We start from the raw sequence: 20,110 nt of genomic DNA, 5'->3' as shown, positions 1-20,110 counted from the left end.
GGTCCTGACCCGGCGTGCCGAAGAGGTACAGGATCAGGTCCTGGTCCAGGGTGATCCGGCCGAAGTCCATCGCCACGGTCGTGGTCGTCTTGTCCTGGACGTGGCTGAGGTCGTCGATGCCCGCAGAGGCGGAGGTCATCACGGCTTCGGTGCGCAGCGGGTTGATCTCCGAAACGGCGCCGACGAACGTGGTCTTGCCGACGCCGAAGCCGCCCGCCACCACGATCTTCGCCGAGGTGGTGGAGCGGGCCGGGGCCGCGCCGGGGCCGACCTCAGAGCTTGCGAAGTCCACTGAGCACCCTCTCCAGCAGCGTCACGTCCGGCGTGCCGCCCGCCTCGCCGCTGCCGCCCGGCTGGTGGATCGCCACCATCCCGGCCTCCGCCAGGTCCGCCACCAGGATCCGGGCCACCCCGAGCGGGATATGCAGCAGCGCGGAGACCTCCGCCACCGACTTCACCTCGCGGCACAGGTGGCAGATCCGCTGGTGCTCGGGCAGCAGACCGGGCAACTGGGACGGGTCGGCCGTGGTGCTGACCAGTGCCTCTATGGCGAGCTGGTAGCGCGGCCGGGTCCGGCCTCCGGTCATGGCGTACGGGCGCACCAACGGCTGGTCACCTTCGCTCCCGTACGGCGCTGAGCTGTAGGCACCGTACGGGCCGGAAGTGGCGGGTGGCGGGGTCATGAGTCCTCCGGACGGGACAACAGTCGGTCGTCGGGTTGGGCCGGTGGGGGGTGCGGCTCGGATGGATGAGGGGTCACCGGGTGCGGTGCGGCGCTGCGGACGCCGCGGGCACTCAGTTCAGCAGGCTGCCCTGCAGTTCTGCCCGCAGGTCGGGTGTCAGGACGGTGCCCGCGCGGTCGACCAGCAGGGCCATCTCGTAACCGACGAGGCCGATGTCGCACTCGGGGTGCGCCAGCACGGCCAGCGACGATCCGTCGGAGATCGACATGATGAAGAGGAAACCACGTTCCATCTCCACCACGGTCTGGTTGACGCTCCCGCCCTCGAAGATGCGGGACGCGCCGGAGGTGAGCGACGTCAACCCGGAGGCCACGGCCGCCAGTTGATCGGCGCGGTCGCGGGGGAAGCCCTCGGACATCGCGAGGAGCAGTCCGTCCGCGGAGACCACCACCGTGTGGGACACCCCGGGGGTGTTCTCCACGAAGTTGGTGATCAACCAGTTCAGATTCTGCGCCGCCTGGCTCATCGGACTCAACTAACGCTCCTGCTGGTGAGTGGGATCGACAGTGCCGTGGGTGCCGGTGGACGACGTCCCGGCCTGCCGGCCCTGCTGGATGCCCCGGCGGAGATTGGTCAGCCGGCCGCGCACGTCACTGGGTGCGCGGGAGACCTGCGGACCGCCCTGCGGGGGCTGCTGCTGCGCGGTGCCGGCGACCAGGTTGGCGCGCGGCACCCGGCGGGGCAGCCCGGACGTGGTGACCCCGCCCGAGGCCGGCTGGCGGACCTGTTCGGCCTGCCGCCACACCTCGTCGTTCGGCGAGGTCCGCCACTGCGCGTTCGCGTCGGCCGGGGTGCCCGGGCGGGCACCGTCGGCCGGGGCACCGCCGTTCGACGCCCCGGCCGGCGTCCCGCCGTCCTCGGGGGCGCCGCGGCGCGGCAGCGGCGGTACACCTGCGGCCGCCGCGGCCGGGGTGTTGAACCAGTTGGACTCGATGGTGTCGAAGATCGGGGTGCGGATGTCGCCGGCGCCGTCGCTCGGGGCCCCGTCCAGCGGGTCGCGCAACGGGTCGCCACCGAGCGGGGGCTCGCCGGCCTGCGCCCGACCGGCCTCCGGCCGCGGCGCCCGACCGGCCGGCTCGGCCGGCTCGCTCTGGGGGTGCGGGAACTGCCCGGTGGTCTCCAACTGGCCGGCGTCGAACTGCCCGGTGTCGAACTGCCCGGTGTCGGCGTCGGGGCGCGGGTGCTGCCCGGTGTCCTGCTCGGGCCGTGCGAACTGGCCCGTGTGCGCGTCGAGTTGGGCGAACTGCCCGGTGTCGCCGGGGCCGCCGGCCGCCCGGGCCGGCTCGGGGCCGGTGGCGGCCGGGGCCTCGTTCGGCGTCCCGCCCGGTCGCGGTCCGCCGAAGTCGGGCCGGGGGAACGCGGCGGTGTCGCCGGGGCCGGCGGCCGGCGCGGACCGCTTGAAGGGGTCGGCGACCTCTGGCTCCTCGTGGCCGCGCGGGTGGTCCTGGGCCTCGCGGGGCGCCATCGGCCAGTCGTCGTCGGCACCGCGGTCCCGGCGCACGCCCAGGGGCGCGTCGTCCGGCCGCGCGGGGTCCGCGGGGGCCGATCCGGCGCCGCCGCCCGGGAGTTCGGCCGCCGGGCCCGACTGCCGGGTCGGCAACTGCGGACGCTCCTCGCGCGGGGGCAGGCCGGCGGGCGGGGCCACGGTCGGGGTGCGGGCCTCCTCGGCGCCGCGGTGGGCGTCCGCGCCGCGGACCGGCAGTGCGGGCCGGGAGCCGTCGCCGGCCGGGCGGGCCTCGCCGCCGGCCGCCGGGGCGGACGGTGCGGTGTCGCGCCCACCGGGCGCGGGCGCACCGAAGGCGTTGGGGGCACCACCGGGGCCGCCGCGGCCGGGCAGCGGGGGCCGCCCGCCGGGGCCGGAGCCGACCTGGCCGCGCGGCTGGAGCCCGGCGAGCCGGCTGGTGGGCGTGCCACCGCCCTCCGAGGGGCTCTTGGCGGTGCTCGGCGCCGGCTTCTTGCCGCCCTGGGCGACGTCGACCGGCAGCATGACCAGGGCGGTGGTGCCGCCGGAGTCGGAGGGCCGCAGCTGGATGCGGATGCCGTGTCGCAGCGACAGCCGGCCGACCACGAACAGGCCCATCCGCCGGGAGACTGAGACGTCCACGGTCGGCGGGCTGGCCAGCCGCTCGTTGATCGCCGACAGGTCCTCGGGGGAGAGGCCGATGCCGGTGTCGTGGATCTCGACCAGGACGCGGCCGTCGGGCAGCGCGTGACCGGTCACCTTGACCTTGGTCTGCGGGGAGGAGAACGAGGTGGCGTTCTCCAGCAGCTCGGCGAGGAGGTGCACCAGGTCGTTGACGACCCGGCCGGCGACCTCGGTCTGCGGGACCGCGTTCAGTTCGATCCGCTCGTACTGCTCCACCTCGGACGCGGCGGCGCGGAGCACGTCGACCAGCGGGACCGGGCGGGTCCACCTGCGGCCCGGCTCCTCACCGGCGAGCACCAGCAGGTTCTCGCCGTTCCGGCGCATACGGGTCGCGAGGTGGTCCAGCTTGAAGAGCGAGGAGAGCTGGTCCGGGTCGGCCTCACGGGACTCCAGTTCGGAGATCAGCGAGAGCTGACGCTGGATCAGGCCCTGGGAGCGGCGCGAGAGGTTGGTGAACATCGCGTTGACGTTGCCCCGCAGCAGCGCCTGCTCGGACGCCAGCCGGACCGCCTCGCGGTGCACCTCGTCGAAGGCCGCGGCCACCCGGCCGATCTCGTCCCGGCTGTGCACACCGACCGACTCGACGGAGGTGTCGACGTCCTGCGGGTCCGACTCCGAGAGCTGCTTGACCAGTTCGGGCAGTCGGTCCTGGGAGACCCTCTGCGCGGTGTCCTGGAGGCGGCGCAGCGAGCGGACCATGGAGCGGGCCACGACGAACGCGCCGACCAGTGAGACGCCGAGGACCAGCAGGATCACCGCACCGTTGAGGATGGCGTCCTGGGTCGCGGTGTTGCGCAGCTCGCGGGCCTTCTGGTCCATCTCGGACAGCAGGGTGTCCTCGATCCGCGACATCTCGTCGATCTTGACGGTGTCGGAGTCGTACCAGTCCAGGTACTTGTAGTCCTGGCTGCGGATGCCGCCGCCGGTGGCGAAGACGCGGTGCGCGAACGCGGAGGCGGCCTTGATCTCGTCGTTGTGGCCGTCCAGGCCGCTGGTGAGCGCGCCGGCGTTGCCGCTGTAGATCTGCGAGAAGCGGTCCCGGGCGGCCTTCTCGTCGTCCTCGGCGGTGCGGCCGGCCTGCCGGTCGTTGGCGGAGAGCTGGGGGCCGCCGGAGTGCGCCAGGCCGGCACTGACCAGGGCGCGCTGGATCGACGCGTACTCCTTGGCCGACGAGAACGCGGCCAGGGCACGGGTGGAGCGGATCATCTCCGGGTTGCTGGTGGCCTGCGCCATGTCCTGCGAGAGGTCCAGCAGGGACGTGATGAGCTGGTTGTAGGCGTTGACGGTCCGCGCGACGTTGTTGTCGTCCTGGTAGGCGTTGGCGCGGATCTCGTTGAGGGTGTTGAGCTGGCGGCCGATCTCCAGGATGGTCGCCCGGACACCGGCCATCGTGGCGTCGTCGCCCTTGATGTCGTCGGTGGCCTGGTTGAAGGAGACCTTGGCGCGGTCGGTGGCCTCGCGCGGGGCGACCACGTTGGCGTCGTCCTTGACGTTGCCGGTGCCGGCCAGCGGGCCGGCCGACTTGTCCCGCTCCGCCTGCAGCGCGTCGGCCAACTCGGTGGCCTGCCGCGTCATCTGCGTCAGCAGCTGCATCTTGGAGAGCTGGTCCATGTTCTCCAGCTCGGTGTTGACGCGCAGGGCACCCAGGGTCGTCGCCGCGACGACGGGAAGGGCCAGCAGGGAGACCAGGCGGGTGCTGATGCGCCAGTTGCGCAGCGCTATTCGACTGCCGGGCCCGCTGGGGCTGTTCTTGGGCTTGCCGCCGTCCGCGGCGTCCTCGCCCGGCGTCTGACCGCGGTCTGTCTCACCGCGCAGCTCCGGGTCCGCCGCGGCGTTGCCATCCCTCTTGAAACGTCCCTGCACTAGCGTCGCAACCTCTGGACCAGGCGTCCCACCGCGGGGCGGCAGGACGGTGTCGAGTCGGAGGGGACCGCGAAGCCCCCAAGGCGGTCGTGATGACCGGTGAGCCACCCCCTCTGGCCGAGAGAGCGGCGCCACCGCGCGGCGCTTCTTCGCGCCCTGCGCGCCGGCGGAAATGTGCGGCGGTCCGTGGAATTCCAGCACAGTGCAGGATCTCCAACAAGGGCGGAGCGGGTCGCTGTGACATGGGTGACGCAATGTATGGAAAGCGTTACGACCGGTAGAAGGCGCCGCCGCCGAATTCGGACTTATGTCCGCGAGTCGACCACCCTCATCCTCTGTCCCAGGTGCGGTGATCAGGAGCGGAACGTGCGGTTCAATCCACCAATGTCCGTTTCGACCATGGATGTTGATCATGGGAAATGCGGCATATGTCGCACCCTTCGTGAGGAAACTCACAGGAAGATCGCCGAGTTTCCCGCTGATCCGCAGGGAATAGCGCGCTTAGCCTGACGCTTTACACAGTTGCGCAGAACGACAACGCGCAGAAATGCAACGTTCGGCAACTCTTCCCGACCAGACGCGAGGCATACCGCAGTGAAGACGACGATGATGTTCCGCAACATAGCCAACCCGCGGCGCACCACCCTGGCCCACCTCAAGGACGCCGACGAGCTCGGTGCCCCGGAGACCCAGGAGCACACCGTCGAACTGCCCCGCCAGACCGCCAATCCCCGCCGCACCGTCCTGAACGACCTCCCGAAGCAGGACGTCCCGGCCTAAAGGGGCGGCGGCCCGCCCAGGTCCCCGCGATAGCCTGGAGTGTCAACTCCGGCCAGTGATCATGAGGGGCAGCGGCAACCCGTGCGCATCGCCAGATTCTCCATCGACGGCACCGTCGGCTTCGGCGTCCTCGAAGGGGACGAACTCGACGTCATCAAGGGACATCCGTTCGCGGAGTTCGAGCGCTCGGGACAGAAGGTCCCCCTCGACAAGGTCCGCCTGCTGCCCCCGGTCCTCCCCAACAAGGTCATCGGCGTGGGGCGCAACTACGCCGAGCACGCCGCCGAACTGGGCAACGAGGTCCCGGAGACGCCGGTCACCTTCTTCAAGCCGTCGACCTCGGTGATCGGCCCCGGTGACCCGCTCGCCTACCCCTCCTTCTCCCAGGAGGTGCACCACGAGGCCGAACTGGCCGTCGTCATCGGCCGGATGTGCCGCGAGGTGCCCCGCGAGCGGGTGGCCGAGGTCATCCTCGGCTACACCTGCGCCAACGACGTCACCGCGCGCGACGTCCAGCGCACCGAGAAGCAGTGGGCCCGGGCCAAGGGCTTCGACGGCTCCTGCCCGCTCGGCCCCTGGATCGAGACGGACCTGGACCCGGCGGCGGTCGCCGCGGGCCTGACCATCCAGTGCACGGTCAACGGCGAACAGCGCCAACTCGGCCGCACCAGCGACATGGTCCGCCCGATCGAGGACCTGATCGTGCACATCACCGAGGCGATGACGCTGCTCCCCGGCGACGTCGTCCTCACGGGCACCCCGGCCGGGGTCGGCCCCCTCAACGTCGGCGACACGGTCGCCGTCACCATCGAAGGCATCGGCACTCTCACCAACAAGGTGATCAAGCGTGGCTAACGCGACCCCCGTCCGCGTCCGTTTCTGTCCCTCCCCGACTGGCAACCCCCACGTCGGCCTGGTCCGCACCGCCCTGTTCAACTGGGCCTACGCGCGCCACACCGGCGGCCAGTTGGTCTTCCGTATCGAGGACACCGACGCGGCCCGCGACTCCGAGGAGTCCTACAACCAGCTGCTGGACTCGTTCCACTGGCTCGGCTTCGACTGGGACGAGGGCCCCGAGGTCGGCGGCCCCCACGCGCCCTACCGCCAGTCGCAGCGGATGGACCTCTACAAGGAGGTCGCGCAGAAGCTGCTCGCCGCCGGCCACGCCTACCCCTGCTACTGCACCACCGAGGAGCTCGACGCCCGCCGCGACGCCGCCCGCAAGGCCGGCAAGCCCTCCGGCTACGACGGCGCCTGCCGCGAGTTGACCGCCGAGCAGAAGGCCGCGTACGAGGCCGAGGGCCGCACCTCGATCGTCCGCTTCCGGATGCCCGACGAGCCGATCACCTTCACCGACCTGGTCCGCGGCGAGCTGACCTTCACCCCGGAGAACGTCCCGGACTACGGCATCGTCCGCGCCAACGGCGCCCCGCTGTACACGCTGGTCAACCCGGTCGACGACGCCCTGATGGGGATCACCCACGTCCTGCGCGGCGAGGACCTGCTCTCCTCCACCCCCCGTCAGATCGCCCTCTACCGGGCCCTGATCGAGCTCGACATCGCCTCCGCCGTCCCGGAGTTCGGCCACCTGCCCTACGTCATGGGCGAGGGCAACAAGAAGCTCTCCAAGCGCGACCCGCAGGCCAACCTCAACCTCTACCGGGAGCGCGGCTTCCTCCCCGAGGGCCTGCTGAACTACCTCTCCCTGCTGGGCTGGTCGTTCTCCGCGGACCAGGACGTCTTCACCATCCCCGAGATGATCGAGAAGTTCGACATCGCGGACGTCAACGCCAACCCGGCCCGCTTCGACCTCAAGAAGGCCGAGGCGATCAACGCCGAGCACATCCGCCGGCTGGAGTCGAAGGACTTCATCGCGGCCTGCGAGCCCTGGCTGACCGCCCCGTTCGCCAACTGGGAGCCCGAGGACTTCGACCGGGCCGCGTGGGAGGCCATCGCCCCGCACGCCCAGACCCGCCTCACCGTCCTCTCGGACATCACCGCCAACGTCGACTTCCTCTTCCGCACGGAGCCGGTCGAGGACGAGGCGTCCTGGACGAAGGCGATGAAGGGCGACCCGGTGGCCCTGCTCACCACCGCCCGCGCCAACTTGGCGGCCGCCGACTGGGCGTCCGGCCCCGAGCCCCTGAAGGAGGCCGTCCTCGCCGCCGGCGAGCAGCACGGTCTCAAGCTGGGCAAGGCGCAGGCCCCGGTCCGGGTCGCCGTCACCGGCCGCACCGTCGGCCTGCCGCTCTTCGAGTCCCTGGAGATCCTCGGCAGGGAGCGCACGCTCGCCCGCGTCGACGCGGCCCTGGCCAAGCTGGCCGGCTGACCCGACCGCACCCCGCGGGACCCACGGGCCCGGAAGTCACCGCGCTTCCGGGCCCGTTCGCCGTCCACCCGCCGGCATTCCCTCTTGCCTCACCCCGCCCACCGGCCGCAAGATTCCCACCATGCCCCTGCGTGCCGTTCTCTGGGACCTCGACGACACCCTCTTCGACTACACCGGCTCCGACCGCACCGGCGTGCTCCGACACCTGCGCACCGAGGGGCTGCTGGCCGCGTACGGCGGCGAGGAGACCGCCCTGGCCCGCTGGCGCGCGGTCATGGAGACCGAGTTCGCCCGCTTCCTCGCCGGCGAACTGGGCTTCCAGGAACACCGCAGGGCCCGCGCCCGCACGTTCCTGGGCATCCCGCTGAGCGACGCGGAGGCCGACGCCTGGTTCGGCCGCTACGTCGCCCAGTACGAGGCCGCCTGGCGGCTGTTCCCGGATTCCGTGCCGGCCCTGGAGGCGCTGGCCCCTCTGGTCCGTCAGGCGATGCTCTCCAACTCCTCGACCGCCAACCAGGAGCGCAAGCTGACGACCCTGGGCATCCGCGAGTACTTCGAGGCGGTCCTGTGCGCCGACACCCTGGGGCACGCCAAGCCCGCCCCGGAGGCGTTCACCGCGGCCTGCGCGGCCCTCGCGCTGCCACCGGCCGACGTACTCTACGTCGGCGACCGCCTCGACCTCGACGGTCTGGGCGCCCGGGACGCCGGTCTGGTGCCCGTATGGCTGGACCGCGCGGGCGCCAACGAGCCGTCGCCACCGGGCGTGCACCGCATCCGTGGGCTGGCCGAGCTCCCCGAGCTGGTGCACGGGCTCATCGGTTTTGGAGCACCCTCCACGATCAGGTAATGTTCTTCCTGCGCCGCCCGAGAGAGCCGAAAGGCCCGGACCGGAAAGCGCAGATCAAGGAGAAGCCCCCGGCTCCGGGGGTTGCGCTTTGATGGCCTATGGTGTAATTGGCAGCACGACTGATTCTGGTTCAGTTAGTCTTGGTTCGAGTCCAGGTAGGCCAGCTCGCAGAGCTCATCTGCAAGGCCCCCGTTGTGTAGCGGCCTAGCACGCCGCCCTCTCAAGGCGGTAGCGCCGGTTCGAATCCGGTCGGGGGTACAGATCCTTCTCGGGGAGGCAGTCTGGGTCGCACCCACTGTCACTCACGCAGGATCGCTAGGGCCCCCGTTGTGTAGCGGCCTAGCACGCCGCCCTCTCAAGGCGGTAGCGCCGGTTCGAATCCGGTCGGGGGTACTGGTCTACACCACCATGGCCTATGGTGTAATTGGCAGCACGACTGATTCTGGTTCAGTTAGTCTTGGTTCGAGTCCAGGTAGGCCAGCTCGCAGAGCTCATCTGCAAGGCCCCCGTTGTGTAGCGGCCTAGCACGCCGCCCTCTCAAGGCGGTAGCGCCGGTTCGAATCCGGTCGGGGGTACGTCACAGGAAAAGGCCCTCCGCTTTCAAGCGGGGGGCCTTTTCCGCGTCTTGGGGACGGTGTGGGGCAACCGCCCTGCGGTGCGGGGGAGTTGGTGCCGGCCCGGTGGCAACGATCCGCGCCGCGCGGGGACTTGGGGCGACGGTCGGCGCGGAGGCCCGGGAGCGGGCCGGCCGGCCGCCGCGGGGGAGCGGGGCCGGCCGGTGGGGTGTCTCAGCCGCCGTTGCGGCGCAGGCCCTCGGAGAGGCGGGCGGCGGCGTCGATGACCGCCTGGGCGTGCATCCGGCCCGGGTGGCGGGTCAGCCGCTCGATCGGGCCGGAGACCGAGACGGCGGCCACCACGCGGTTCGAGGGGCCGCGCACGGGCGCCGAGACCGAGGCCACGCCCGGCTCCCGCTCGCCGATCGACTGGGCCCAGCCGCGGCGCCGTACGCCGGAGAGCGCGGTGGCGGTGAAGCGGGCGCCCTGGAGGCCGCGGTGCAGCCGCTCCGGCTCCTCCCAGGCCATCAGGATCTGGGCCGACGAACCGGCCTTCATGGTCAGCGTGGAGCCCACCGGGACGGTGTCCCGCAGTCCGGACAGCCGTTCCGCCGCGGCCACGCAGATCCGCATGTCGCCCTGCCGACGGTAGAGCTGGGCGCTCTCGCCCGTCACGTCCCGTAGATGCGTGAGCACCGGGCCGGCCGTGGCCAGGAGGCGGTCCTCGCCGGCCGCCGCGGCCAGTTCGGAGAGGCGCGGGCCGAGGATGAACCGGCCCTGCATGTCCCTCGCCACCATCCGGTGGTGTTCCAGTGCCACGGCCAGCCGGTGGGCCGTGGGTCGTGCGAGCCCGGTCGCCGCGACCAGCCCGGCGAGGGTGGCCGGACCGGACTCCAGAGCGCTCAAAACCAGTGCTGCCTTGTCGAGAACGCCGACGCCGCTAGAGTTGTCCATGCAACGATACTCGCGTCTCACAGTGTGAAACGCAAGTTCAATTTTCCAGCGAAGTCGTCACTCTGTAGCTGCGGCCCCCGACCAGGGCCCGGCGTCAGGCCCGCCAGGGGAGATTCGCGGGTCACCGCGCACACACGAGCAAGGCCGGCACTGCGGCCGGCCGGAGGGAAAGCGATGGGACGGACACTTGCGGAGAAGGTCTGGGACGACCACGTCGTCCGGCGCGCGGAAGGCGAGCCCGACCTCCTCTTCATCGATCTGCACCTGCTGCACGAGGTCACCAGCCCGCAGGCGTTCGACGGTCTCCGCAAGGCCGGTCGCACGGTCCGGCGCACGGACCTGACCCTCGCCACCGAGGACCACAACACCCCCACCCTCGACATCGACAAGCCGATCGCGGACCCGGTCTCCCGCACGCAGTTGGAGACCCTGCGCAAGAACTGTGCGGAGTTCGGCGTCCGGCTGCATCCGCTGGGCGACGTCGAGCAGGGCGTTGTCCACGTCGTGGGACCGCAGTTGGGACTGACCCAGCCCGGCACCACCGTGGTCTGCGGTGACAGTCACACCTCCACCCACGGCGCGTTCGGCGCGCTGGCGTTCGGTATCGGCACCAGCCAGGTCGAGCACGTCCTGGCGACCCAGACGCTGCCGATGGCCCCGTTCCGGACCATGGCCATCACCGTCGACGGCGAACTGCCCGACGGCGTCACCGCCAAGGACCTGATCCTGGCGATCATCGCCAGGATCGGCACCGGCGGCGGCCAGGGCTACGTCATCGAGTACCGCGGCTCGGCCATCGAGAAGCTGTCGATGGAAGCCCGGATGACCATCTGCAACATGTCGATCGAGGCGGGCGCCCGGGCCGGCATGATCGCACCCGACCGGACCACCTTCGACTACCTCCAGGGCCGCGACCATGCCCCGCAGGGCGCGGACTGGGACGCCGCGGTGGCGTACTGGCAGACGCTGCGCACCGACGACGACGCGGTCTTCGACGCCGAGGTCGTCATCGACGCCGCGTCGCTGGCCCCGTTCGTCACCTGGGGCACCAACCCCGGCCAGGGCGCGCCGCTTTCGGCGCGGGTCCCCGACCCGGCTTCGTACGAGGACCCCTCGGAGCGGTTCGCCGCCGAAAAGGCCCTGGAATACATGGGGTTGACGGCGGGTCAGCCGCTGCGCGAGATCTCCGTGGACACCGTCTTCGTAGGTTCGTGCACCAACGGCCGTATCGAGGACCTGCGCTCGGCCGCCGAGATCCTCAAGGACCGCAAAGTCGCCGACGGCGTACGGATGCTGGTGGTCCCGGGCTCGGTCCGGGTCGCCCTCCAGGCCGTCGAGGAGGGCCTGGACAGGGTGTTCACGGCCGCCGGCGCCGAATGGCGGCACGCCGGTTGCTCGATGTGCCTGGGCATGAATCCGGACCAGTTGGCGCCCGGTGAGCGCTCCGCGTCCACCTCCAACCGCAACTTCGAGGGCCGGCAGGGCAAGGGCGGTCGCACCCACCTCGTCTCGCCCCAGGTCGCCGCCGCAACGGCGGTTCTCGGCCACCTGGCCTCGCCGGCCGACCTGTCCGACGCCACCGTCGCCACGCCCGCGGGAGTCTGAACACCATGGAAGCATTCACCACCCACACCGGACGGGCCGTTCCGCTGCGCCGCAGCAACGTCGACACCGACCAGATCATCCCGGCCCATTGGCTGAAGAAGGTCACCCGGGACGGCTTTGAGGACGGCCTGTTCGAGGCGTGGCGCAAGGACCCCGAGTTCGTCCTCAACCAGGAGGCGCACAAGGGCGCCACCGTCCTGGTGGCCGGCCCCGACTTCGGCACCGGCTCCTCCCGTGAACACGCAGTCTGGGCACTGCAGAACTACGGTTTCAAGGCCGTCATCTCGTCCCGCTTCGCGGACATCTTCCGGGGCAACTCCCTGAAGAACGGCCTGCTGACGGTGGTCCTGCCGCAGGAGACCGTGGACCGGCTGCAGCAGTTGGTGGAGTCCGACCCCACCGCTGAAGTCACGGTCGACCTCGTCGGACGCGAGGTGCGCGCCGAGGGCATCACCGCCGGCTTCACCCTGGACGAGAACGCCCGTTGGCGACTCCTGGAGGGTCTGGACGACATCAGCCTCACCCTTCGGGAGGAGTCTTCGATCGCCGCTTACGAGGCGAACAGGCCCGCGTTCAAACCGCGTACCATCGAGGTCTGACCTCGGGTTTTATGGCTCAAAGGCTCATTGCGTACGATGCGCCCCCTGTGCAGTTGGCGGGGGGCGCATCGCCGTGTTGAGGCCGGTGTTGAGGCCCCGTGAAGCGACAACTCGCCGCAGATGGCACAATTAGCGCATGGAACGCGACGACCAACTCAAGCTCTACGGTTCCGTCGCCGACCGACTCAAGGACGCACACGCAAGAGTGCGGACACTGCAAGTCCCGGAGGGCGTACGGATGGCGCTGACCCGGAAGCTGCTCGTCATCACGGCCGCGGCTAAACACGATCTTGCGGACGCGGCAAGGCGTCTGGAGTGGTTCATGCATGACCTTGACGAAGGTCGTTATCCCGAAGATGTGCATGCCGATGGAAGTCCGTGAAGGTCGAGTCCGTTGCGGCACAAGGGTGATTAGCCCGTTTCGTGTTTGATTTGCGGTATATATCTGCCTAACGTGCGAAAAGGCTTGGAAACTTTCGTTCCAGCAATGTCTCCGAAGGGGAAGACGTGAACAAGGCGCAGCTCGTAGAAGCCATTGCCGACAAGGTCGGCGGCCGCCAGAACGCCGCGGACGCGGTGGACGCCGTACTGGACGCAATCGTCCGGGCAGTTGTCTCCGGCGACCGCGTTTCGGTCACCGGATTCGGCTCGTTCGAGAAGGTCGACCGCCCGGCCCGTTACGCCCGCAACCCGCAGACGGGTGAGCGCGTGCGGGTCAAGAAGACCTCGGTGCCCCGTTTCCGCGCGGGCCAGGGCTTCAAGGACCTGGTGAGCGGCTCGAAGAAGCTCCCCAGGGGCGGTGAGGTCGCCGTCAAGAAGGCGCCCAAGGGCAGCCTGACCGGTGGTGCCACCATCAAGAAGGCCGCGGCGAAGAAGGCCGCCGCCAAGAAGGCCGCGGCCAAGAAGGCGGCGCCGGCGAAGAAGACGGCGGCGAAGAAGGCCACCGCGGCGAAGAAGGCCACCGCCAAGAAGGCCACCGCCAAGAAGGCGGCGCCGGCGAAGAAGACGGCGGCGAAGAAGGCCACGGCGAAGAAGACCACCGCCAAGAAGGCCACGGCGAAGAAGACCGCGCCCGCCAAGAAGGCCACGGCGAAGAAGGCTCCCGCCAAGAAGACCACGGCGCGCAAGACGACCGCCAAGAAGACCACTGCTCGCAAGCGGTAATTGAAGCGGCGGCAACGCAACGCCATGCGCCGGGCCGGTCTCCCTTCGGGGAGCCCGGCCCGCGGTGCGTGATCCGTCAACGCCCCGTCTACGCTGGCCTCATGCAGGCGACCGCGTACACCTACGACGAGACGACCCGCGCCGGCAGCGTGCTGCTGGACGACGGGACCCCGCTGCCCTTCGACGCGGCGGCCTTCGACGCGGGCGGCCTGCTCCTGCTGCGGCCCGGTCAACGCGTGCGGATCGAGGTCACCGGCGAGGGTGTCGACCGCCGGATCGTCCTCGTCACGCTCCAGACGCTCTGAGCGGCGGCGGCACGACCGCACCCGGGGCGCCCGCGGCGTCCACGGCCACCGGGGCCTCCCGGCGGCCCGGAACGGCGCCGACGCCCGCCCACGCGGCCCAGCCCGGCACCCGCGGGGCCTGCCGCGCGGTGTGCGGGCCCACGCCCAGCGCCAGCGCGGCCCGCAGATCGTCGCCGGTGTCCACGTCCCGACGCACCGACGGCACGTCCGGCGCGGCGATCTCCCGGGCCCCGGACGCCAGGTGACGGGCCCGCGAGGCACCCCCGAAAGCCGGGTCCAATTCCGTACCGGAAGTCGCGGACAGAAGCGTTGTCCCGATATCCGCCGCATCCGCGAGAAATGCGCGGGGAAAAAGCGCGGCGGAATGGAGCACCACCGCCAGCTCGGCCGGGCGGAGCGCCGGCAGATCGGCGTTCAGCGCGGCGACCGGGGCGTCGGGTCGGTGGGCCCTTACCACGGCCGCACCGTGGGCCAGTGCGGCATTCAGTCCGTTGGCCGGAGCGTCCGGCACAATGCGCGCCCCCAGCGCCGTCAAGTGCTCCCCGGCCACCGGATCGTCCGTGACAACCGCCACATCCCGCACGTCCGCGCAGGCCAGCGCAGCCGCCACGGTGTCCAGTGCGAATGCCAGCGCCAACCGCGGCCGGAACTCCTCACCGGCGGCTTCGGAGAGCCTGCTCTTGGCCCGCACCAGCGGTTTCAGCGGTACAACGAGGCTCCAGCGCACATCCGCTCCGTCTCTTCGCATCGGGATCATTCTCACCTGCCGCCGGGCCTTTCCTTCAGCGACGGGGTTACGGTGTTCTCGACATAGCGGGTACACGGGGCGACACTTGTGCGGCTGCCGGCTCGCAGCAGCTTCGCAGGTCCCACAAGGAGGGTGTCCCAGTGTCCCGCCGCAGAATCGGCTTCTGGTACCGCTTGGCCGCGGTCATCTGCAAACCGCCGCTCTTGGTTCTGTTCAAGCGGGACTGGCGGGGAATGGAGCACATTCCGGCCGACGGCGGTTTTATTACCGCGGTCAACCACAACTCGTATCTTGATCCGCTCTCCTATGCGCACTATCAGTACAACACCGGGCGGGTCCCGCGATTCCTCGCCAAGGCCGGGCTCTTCAAGAGCGGCTTTGTCGGCATGGTGATGCGCGGCACCGGACAGATCCCCGTCTACCGGGAAACCACCGACGCCGCCACCGCCTTCCGCGCCGCCGTGAACGCCATCGAGAAGGGCGAATGCGTCGCCTTCTACCCGGAGGGCACCCTCACCCGCGACCCCGCGCTGTGGCCCATGCAGGGCAAGACCGGCGCCGCCCGGGTCGCGCTGCTGACCAAGGCGCCGGTCATCCCCGTCGCCCAGTGGGGCGCCAACGAGGCGATGCCGCCGTACGCCAAGGAGAAGAAGCTCCGGCTCCTCCCGCGCAAGACGCTGCGCGTCAAGGCCGGTCCGCCGGTGGACCTCAGCGAGTTCTACGGCCAGGAGCCCACCGCCGAGGTGCTGCGCGCCGTCACCGAGAAGATCATGACGGCCATCACCGTCGAACTGGCCGGAATCCGCGGCGAAACCGCGCCGGCCGAACCCTTCGACTACCGCAAGGAAATCGCCCGGGAACGGCGGGCCGCCCGCGAGGCCGCGCGGGCCACGAAGGCCGCCGAGGCGGCCCGTGCCGACGACGCCGTCCTGGAACCGGCCGAGTCCACCGCACCGGCCGCCCCCACGCACACCACCCGAAGCACCGGTCAGGCACAGGAGGATGAAGGCAAGTGACGCGCTGCGCCGTCTTCGGCACGGGGTCCTGGGGCACCGCATTCGCGATGGTGCTCGCCGACGCGGGATGCGAGGTGACCCTGTGGGGGCGTAGAGCGGCCCTCGTCGACGCCATCAACACCGGCCGCACCAACCCGGACTACCTGCCGGGCGTCGAACTCCCCGCGGGCGTACGGGCCACCACCGATCCGGCCGAGGCCGCCCGCGGTGCGGACTTCACCGTCCTCGCCGTGCCCTCCCAGACGCTGCGCGCCAACCTCGCAGAGTGGGCGCCCCTGTTGCCCTCCGACACCGTTCTGGTCTCCCTGATGAAGGGAGTTGAGCTGGGCACGGCCAAGCGCATGAGCGAGGTCATCGAGGAGGTCGCCAAGGTCCCCGCGGAACGCGTCGCGGTGCTGACCGGCCCCAACCTCGCCAAGGAAGTTGCCGCGAAGCAGCCCGCCGCGGCGGTGGTCGCCTGCGCCGACGAGGACGTCGCCCGCCGCCTCCAGACCGCCTGCCACACCGCGTACTTCCGCCCGTACACCAACACCGACGTGGTGGGCTGCGAACTGGGCGGCGCGGTCAAGAACGTCATCGCGCTCGCGGTCGGCATCGCCACCGGCATGGGCCTGGGCGACAACGCCAAGGCGTCCCTGATCACCCGCGGATTGGCCGAGACCACCCGGCTCGGGCTGGCCATGGGTGCCGACGCGCACACCTTCGCGGGCCTGGCGGGCATGGGCGACCTCGTCGCCACCTGCTCCTCGCCGCTCTCCCGCAACAACACCTTCGGCACCAACCTCGGCCGGGGCATGTCCCTGGCGGAGACCATCGCGGTCACCAAGCAGACCGCCGAGGGCGTCAAGTCCTGTGAATCCGTGCTGGATCTGGCCCGCAAGCACGGCGTCGACATGCCGCTCACCGAGACCGTGGTGGAGATCGTCCACGAGGGCAAGCCGCCGCTGGTGGCCCTCAAGCAACTGATGTCCCGCAGCGCCAAACCGGAGCGGCACTGAGCCCCCACCCGTTCCCACCGCCCCGCAACGGCGCCGGGGCGCGGCGGCACCTCCCGCCCCGCCGCGCCGCCGCAACCCCTACCAGCAGGTACCCTCAAGCCGATATGAGCAGCGAGACCACCTCCCACAAGCCCCGCGTCGCCGTCGTGTTCGGCGGCCGCAGCTCCGAGCACGCCATCTCCGTGGTCACCGCCGGAGCCGTGCTGGCCGCCATCGACCGCGACAAGTACGACGTGCTGCCCATCGGCATCACGACCGACGGCCGCTGGGCGCTGACCGCCGACGACCCCGCGCGGATGGCGATCACGGACCGGCGGCTGCCCAACGTGGCCGAGCTCGCCGAGGGCGGCGACGGCGCGGTGGTGCTCTCCGCCGACCCCACCAACCGCGAGGTCGTCTACAGCGAGCCGGGAGCGGTCCCCAAGGTCCTCGGTGAGGTCGACGTCGTCTTCCCCGTGCTGCACGGCCCGTACGGCGAGGACGGCACGCTCCAGGGCCTGCTGGAGCTGTCCGGGGTGCCCTACGTCGGCTCCGGGGTGCTCGCCTCGGCCGTCGGCCAGGACAAGGACTACATGAAGCGGGTGTTCGCCTCCTTCGGGCTGCCGGTCGGCCCGTACGAGGTCATCCGCCCCCGCGAGTGGGAGCGGGACGCCGCCGGGGCCCGCAGGAAGATCGTGGAGTTCGCCGGCGAGCACGGCTGGCCGCTGTTCGTGAAGCCGGCGCGGGCCGGCTCGTCCATGGGCATCAGCAAAGTCGACGACCTCGCCGGGCTGGACGAGGCGATCGAGGAGGCGCGGCGCCACGACCCCAAGATCATCGTGGAGTCGCTGCTGCGCGGCCGCGAGATCGAGTGCGGGGTGCTGGAGTTCGAGGACGGCCCGCGGGCCAGCGCGCCGGCCGAGATCCCGCCGGTCACCGCGCACGACTTCTACGACTTCGAGGCCAAGTACATCGACTCGGCCGCCGGCATCGTGCCGGCGCCGCTGACCGCGCAGCAGACCGCCCGCGTCCAGGAACTGGCGGTCGAAGCCTTCGAGGCGGCGTCCTGCGAGGGGCTGGTCCGGGCGGACTTCTTCCTGCTGGACGACGGCGAGTTCGTGATCAACGAGATCAACACGCTGCCCGGTTTCACGCCCATCTCGATGTACCCGCGGATGTGGCAGGAAAGCGGCGTCAGCTACCCGGAGCTCATCGACCGGCTCCTCCAGGCCGCCCTGCGCCGCTCAACGGGGCTGCGCTGAGCGGGGAGTTGGGGGCGGGCGAACAGATCCCCTAGGGAATGTGCGCGCCCCCTGCGGGGCCTCAACGTGCGTGCGGCGGGCGGGTATTCCCGGGCGTCAACCACGTACGTGCCCGCCGGCCCGCGCCGCCGCGGTGGTCGCGCGTGGTGCGTCGGTGGCTCGCCGGCACGTGCGAGGTGCCGGCCCGCCCGGCGCTGTGGTGTCTCGGCTCCACGCCGGTGCACCGCCGGTACGTTCCGCGGGTCGGTTCACACGGTCCGTCGGCAGCCTCGTGCCGGTGCGTCCGGTGCCGGTGGGGAGTCGCCAGGTCGGCCACCCGTCGGGCGCCGGTCACCTCCGGCGTCGGCTACACGCCGGCCGGGATGCTGTGCTTCACCGCGTCCGCGAGGTCCGGGAGGACGTTGACCTCCGGGGCGTACTTCCCCGGCACCGTCACCTCGACGTAGACCTTCCGCAGCACCGTCGTGAAGCGGTAGCCGTCGTCCTGCTTCTCGAAGAGCCACTGGACTCCGTCGACTTCCGCGGAGTCGGGGTTGGGGTTGTAATGTTCACTTCCGTGCCTGAGCACCTCCGGCTGGGGCACCCCGCAGCGCAGCTCCACGGCAGGATCGCCCCATATGGTAGTGAAGTCCGAGACCGGCTCGGCGGTACCCCGCGTGAGCCCGTCGACGGTCCGCGGCAGGTCCCGGTGGAGCGCCCGGCAGGCCCGCGCGGCGTCGCCCGTGGGGGAGGGCGCCGCGACCTCCGGGGCGGACGAACACCCCGCGACCGCGCACACCGCGACGAGCAGGGGCAGGGCGGCCGGGTACCGGCGTGGGGCGCGTATCACCCGGCCGAGCATACGGGGGAGCTAGAGATGGACCACCGGGCAGGTGAGCGTCCGCGTGATGCCTTCCACTTGCTGGACCTTCGCGACCACCATGCGACCCAGTTCGTCGACGGTGTCCGCCTGGGCGCGCACGATGACGTCGTAGGGTCCGGTCACGTCCTCGGCCTGGAGCACGCCGGGGAGCTTCGCGATGACCTCCGCCACCGCCGAGGCCCGGCCGACCTCGGTCTGGATCAGGATGTAAGCCTGTACCACGGAACCTCCAGGGCGGCTACGAGGATCATGTGGGAAGAAGGGACGCCACGGTACCGCGTCACCGAGCGGAGCGGGGAGACCCGCGCGGTGAACGCGGTCGGTGCGGCGCCGTCGTCAGCCACGTACGGACCGTCCGTACACATCGGAAGGGCAACAGCATGAAGGGCACCGTGGGCGAGCTGGGGGAGTTCGGGCTTATCAGAGAGCTCACCTCCCGGCTCACCTCCACTCCCGCCGTACGGATCGGGCCTGGGGATGACGCCGCGGTGGTCACCGCGCCGGACCGCAGGGTCGTCGCCAGTACCGACATTCTCCTCGAAGGCCGGCACTTCCGCCGCGACTGGTCCACCGCCTACGACGTCGGCCGCAAGGCCGCCGCGCAGAACCTCGCCGACATCGCGGCGATGGGCGCGGTGCCCACCGCGATCCTGCTCGGCCTGGTCGTCCCCGCCGAACTCCCCGCGACCTGGGCGACCGAGCTGATGGACGGGCTGCGCGACGAGTGCCAGGTGGCCGGCGCCGCGGTGGTCGGCGGGGACGTGGTCCGCGGCGACACCATCACCGTCGCCATCACCGCCCTCGGCGACCTGCGCAACCAGGAGCCGGTCACCCGGGCCGGTGCCCAGCCCGGTGACGTGGTCGCGGTGACCGGCTGGCTCGGCTGGTCCGCCGCCGGCCACGCGGTGCTCACCCGCGGCTTCCGCTCCCCGCGCGCCTTCGTGGAGGCACACCGCCGCCCCGAACCCCCGTACCACGCGGGCCCGGCCGCGGCCGCGCTCGGCGCCACCGCCATGACCGACGTCAGCGACGGGCTCGTCGCCGACCTCGGGCACATCGCCGACGCCAGCAAGGTCCGCATCGACCTGCGGTCGGCCATGATCGACATCCCCTCGCAGATGTCCGACATCGGCACCGCGGTCGGCGTGGACCCGATGCAGTGGGTCCTCAACGGTGGCGAGGACCACGCCATCGTCGCCACCTTCCCGTCCGACGTGAAGCTGCCCGCCCGTTGGAAGGTGATCGGCGAGGTCCTCAACCCCTCGGCACTGCCCCAGGTGACGGTGGACGGTGCCCCGTGGGCCAAGGCCGGCTGGGACCACTTCGGCGACAACGGGGACGCCGAGTAGATTCGCG

At 71.0% G+C, this 20,110-nt stretch carries 21 protein-coding genes and 5 tRNA genes; 18 read left to right on the top strand and 8 right to left on the bottom strand.

Annotated features, from left to right (window positions below):
• From ACIQU6_RS11195 to ACIQU6_RS11180, 4 genes are all read right to left on the bottom strand, one after another.
• A partial coding sequence (locus ACIQU6_RS11195) for a GTP-binding protein (RefSeq protein ID WP_403481347.1) occupies positions 1-292 on the bottom strand: 292 nt, incomplete at its 3' end.
• Positions 273-683 carry a DUF742 domain-containing protein gene (locus tag ACIQU6_RS11190; protein WP_016576235.1) on the bottom strand — a complete coding sequence of 137 codons (411 nt, stop codon included), beginning with the start codon at positions 681-683 and terminating at the stop codon, positions 273-275. The genes ACIQU6_RS11195 and ACIQU6_RS11190, both read right to left, overlap by 20 nt.
• A gap of 112 nt (positions 684-795) precedes the next feature.
• On the bottom strand, positions 796-1,209 hold the full coding sequence (locus ACIQU6_RS11185; RefSeq protein ID WP_403481354.1) for a roadblock/LC7 domain-containing protein: 414 nt from the start codon (positions 1,207-1,209) through the stop codon (positions 796-798).
• 9 nt (positions 1,210-1,218) lie between these two features.
• Positions 1,219-4,752, bottom strand: a complete 3,534-nt coding sequence (locus tag ACIQU6_RS11180; protein ID WP_403481346.1) for a nitrate- and nitrite sensing domain-containing protein — start codon at positions 4,750-4,752, stop codon at positions 1,219-1,221.
• Positions 4,753-5,346: 594 nt separating this feature from the next.
• Between ACIQU6_RS11180 and ACIQU6_RS11175 the strand changes: the two genes are divergently transcribed.
• The 9 genes from ACIQU6_RS11175 (at position 5,347) to ACIQU6_RS11135 (ending at position 9,283) form a co-directional block, all read left to right on the top strand.
• A complete protein-coding gene (locus ACIQU6_RS11175; protein WP_403481345.1) occupies positions 5,347-5,532 on the top strand; it encodes a hypothetical protein in 186 nt (61 codons plus the stop codon).
• An 81-nt stretch (positions 5,533-5,613) separates the two neighbouring features.
• A complete protein-coding gene (locus ACIQU6_RS11170; protein ID WP_403481344.1) occupies positions 5,614-6,387 on the top strand; it encodes a fumarylacetoacetate hydrolase family protein in 774 nt (257 codons plus the stop codon).
• Complete coding sequence (gene gltX / locus ACIQU6_RS11165) at positions 6,380-7,861, top strand: glutamate--tRNA ligase (protein ID WP_403481343.1); 1,482 nt, start codon at positions 6,380-6,382, stop codon at positions 7,859-7,861. Before ACIQU6_RS11170 ends, gltX begins: the two co-directional genes overlap by 8 nt.
• 121 nt (positions 7,862-7,982) lie before the next feature.
• Entirely contained in the window at positions 7,983-8,708 is a 726-nt protein-coding gene (locus tag ACIQU6_RS11160; RefSeq protein ID WP_403481342.1) for an HAD family hydrolase, read from the top strand.
• A gap of 92 nt (positions 8,709-8,800) precedes the next feature.
• Positions 8,801-8,872 (top strand) — tRNA-Gln (locus tag ACIQU6_RS11155).
• A 21-nt stretch (positions 8,873-8,893) separates the two neighbouring features.
• Positions 8,894-8,966, top strand: a tRNA-Glu gene (locus ACIQU6_RS11150).
• A 62-nt stretch (positions 8,967-9,028) separates the two neighbouring features.
• A tRNA-Glu gene (locus ACIQU6_RS11145) sits at positions 9,029-9,101 on the top strand.
• 16 nt (positions 9,102-9,117) lie between these two features.
• A tRNA-Gln gene (locus ACIQU6_RS11140) sits at positions 9,118-9,189 on the top strand.
• 21 nt (positions 9,190-9,210) lie between these two features.
• A tRNA-Glu gene (locus ACIQU6_RS11135) sits at positions 9,211-9,283 on the top strand.
• A gap of 213 nt (positions 9,284-9,496) precedes the next feature.
• Here the strand turns inward: ACIQU6_RS11135 and ndgR are convergent.
• The gene (gene ndgR / locus ACIQU6_RS11130) at positions 9,497-10,216 is read right to left on the bottom strand and encodes an IclR family transcriptional regulator NdgR (protein WP_018541140.1); all 720 of its coding nucleotides are present in this window, start codon (positions 10,214-10,216) and stop codon (positions 9,497-9,499) included.
• A gap of 174 nt (positions 10,217-10,390) precedes the next feature.
• Here ndgR and leuC point away from each other — a divergent pair, with 174 nt between their 5' ends.
• The 5 genes from leuC (at position 10,391) to ACIQU6_RS11105 (ending at position 13,889) form a co-directional block, all read left to right on the top strand.
• Entirely contained in the window at positions 10,391-11,821 is a 1,431-nt protein-coding gene (leuC, locus tag ACIQU6_RS11125) for a 3-isopropylmalate dehydratase large subunit (protein ID WP_403481341.1), read from the top strand.
• A 5-nt stretch (positions 11,822-11,826) separates the two neighbouring features.
• Positions 11,827-12,420 (top strand): 3-isopropylmalate dehydratase small subunit, encoded by a 594-nt coding sequence (leuD, locus tag ACIQU6_RS11120; RefSeq protein ID WP_403481340.1) that lies wholly within the window; start codon positions 11,827-11,829, stop codon positions 12,418-12,420.
• Between the two features lie 136 nt (positions 12,421-12,556).
• On the top strand, positions 12,557-12,802 hold the full coding sequence (locus ACIQU6_RS11115; RefSeq protein ID WP_274913057.1) for a hypothetical protein: 246 nt from the start codon (positions 12,557-12,559) through the stop codon (positions 12,800-12,802).
• A 125-nt stretch (positions 12,803-12,927) separates the two neighbouring features.
• Positions 12,928-13,584 carry an HU family DNA-binding protein gene (locus ACIQU6_RS11110; protein WP_403481339.1) on the top strand — a complete coding sequence of 219 codons (657 nt, stop codon included), beginning with the start codon at positions 12,928-12,930 and terminating at the stop codon, positions 13,582-13,584.
• Between the two features lie 101 nt (positions 13,585-13,685).
• Positions 13,686-13,889, top strand: a complete 204-nt coding sequence (locus tag ACIQU6_RS11105; protein ID WP_403481338.1) for a hypothetical protein — start codon at positions 13,686-13,688, stop codon at positions 13,887-13,889.
• Here the strand turns inward: ACIQU6_RS11105 and cofC are convergent.
• The gene (cofC, locus tag ACIQU6_RS11100; RefSeq protein WP_403481337.1) at positions 13,870-14,637 is read right to left on the bottom strand and encodes a 2-phospho-L-lactate guanylyltransferase; all 768 of its coding nucleotides are present in this window, start codon (positions 14,635-14,637) and stop codon (positions 13,870-13,872) included. The genes ACIQU6_RS11105 and cofC overlap by 20 nt on opposite strands.
• Before the next feature lie 140 nt (positions 14,638-14,777).
• Here cofC and ACIQU6_RS11095 point away from each other — a divergent pair, with 140 nt between their 5' ends.
• From ACIQU6_RS11095 to ACIQU6_RS11085, 3 genes are all read left to right on the top strand, one after another.
• Positions 14,778-15,653, top strand: a complete 876-nt coding sequence (locus ACIQU6_RS11095) for a lysophospholipid acyltransferase family protein (protein ID WP_403481336.1) — start codon at positions 14,778-14,780, stop codon at positions 15,651-15,653.
• The gene (locus ACIQU6_RS11090) at positions 15,650-16,651 is read left to right on the top strand and encodes an NAD(P)H-dependent glycerol-3-phosphate dehydrogenase (protein ID WP_403481335.1); all 1,002 of its coding nucleotides are present in this window, start codon (positions 15,650-15,652) and stop codon (positions 16,649-16,651) included. The genes ACIQU6_RS11095 and ACIQU6_RS11090 overlap by 4 nt, the downstream gene beginning before the upstream one ends.
• Before the next feature lie 104 nt (positions 16,652-16,755).
• On the top strand, positions 16,756-17,892 hold the full coding sequence (locus tag ACIQU6_RS11085; protein ID WP_403481334.1) for a D-alanine--D-alanine ligase family protein: 1,137 nt from the start codon (positions 16,756-16,758) through the stop codon (positions 17,890-17,892).
• 346 nt (positions 17,893-18,238) lie between these two features.
• Here the strand turns inward: ACIQU6_RS11085 and ACIQU6_RS11080 are convergent, their stop codons facing one another.
• The gene (locus ACIQU6_RS11080) at positions 18,239-18,733 is read right to left on the bottom strand and encodes a DUF3515 domain-containing protein (RefSeq protein WP_403481333.1); all 495 of its coding nucleotides are present in this window, start codon (positions 18,731-18,733) and stop codon (positions 18,239-18,241) included.
• Positions 18,734-18,742: 9 nt separating this feature from the next.
• The gene (locus ACIQU6_RS11075; protein ID WP_274913048.1) at positions 18,743-18,976 is read right to left on the bottom strand and encodes an Lrp/AsnC family transcriptional regulator; all 234 of its coding nucleotides are present in this window, start codon (positions 18,974-18,976) and stop codon (positions 18,743-18,745) included.
• A 158-nt stretch (positions 18,977-19,134) separates the two neighbouring features.
• Between ACIQU6_RS11075 and ACIQU6_RS11070 the strand changes: the two genes are divergently transcribed.
• Complete coding sequence (locus tag ACIQU6_RS11070; protein WP_403481332.1) at positions 19,135-20,103, top strand: thiamine-phosphate kinase; 969 nt, start codon at positions 19,135-19,137, stop codon at positions 20,101-20,103.
• Positions 20,104-20,110 lie beyond the last annotated feature (7 nt).

The sequence above is a fragment of the Streptomyces sp. NPDC090442 genome, from assembly GCF_044769405.1.
In the GTDB taxonomy this organism is placed as follows: Bacteria; Actinomycetota; Actinomycetes; order Streptomycetales; family Streptomycetaceae; genus Streptomyces.
The sequence above is the reverse complement of the archived record's forward strand: the minus strand, read 5'-3'. Positions and strand labels throughout refer to the sequence as shown.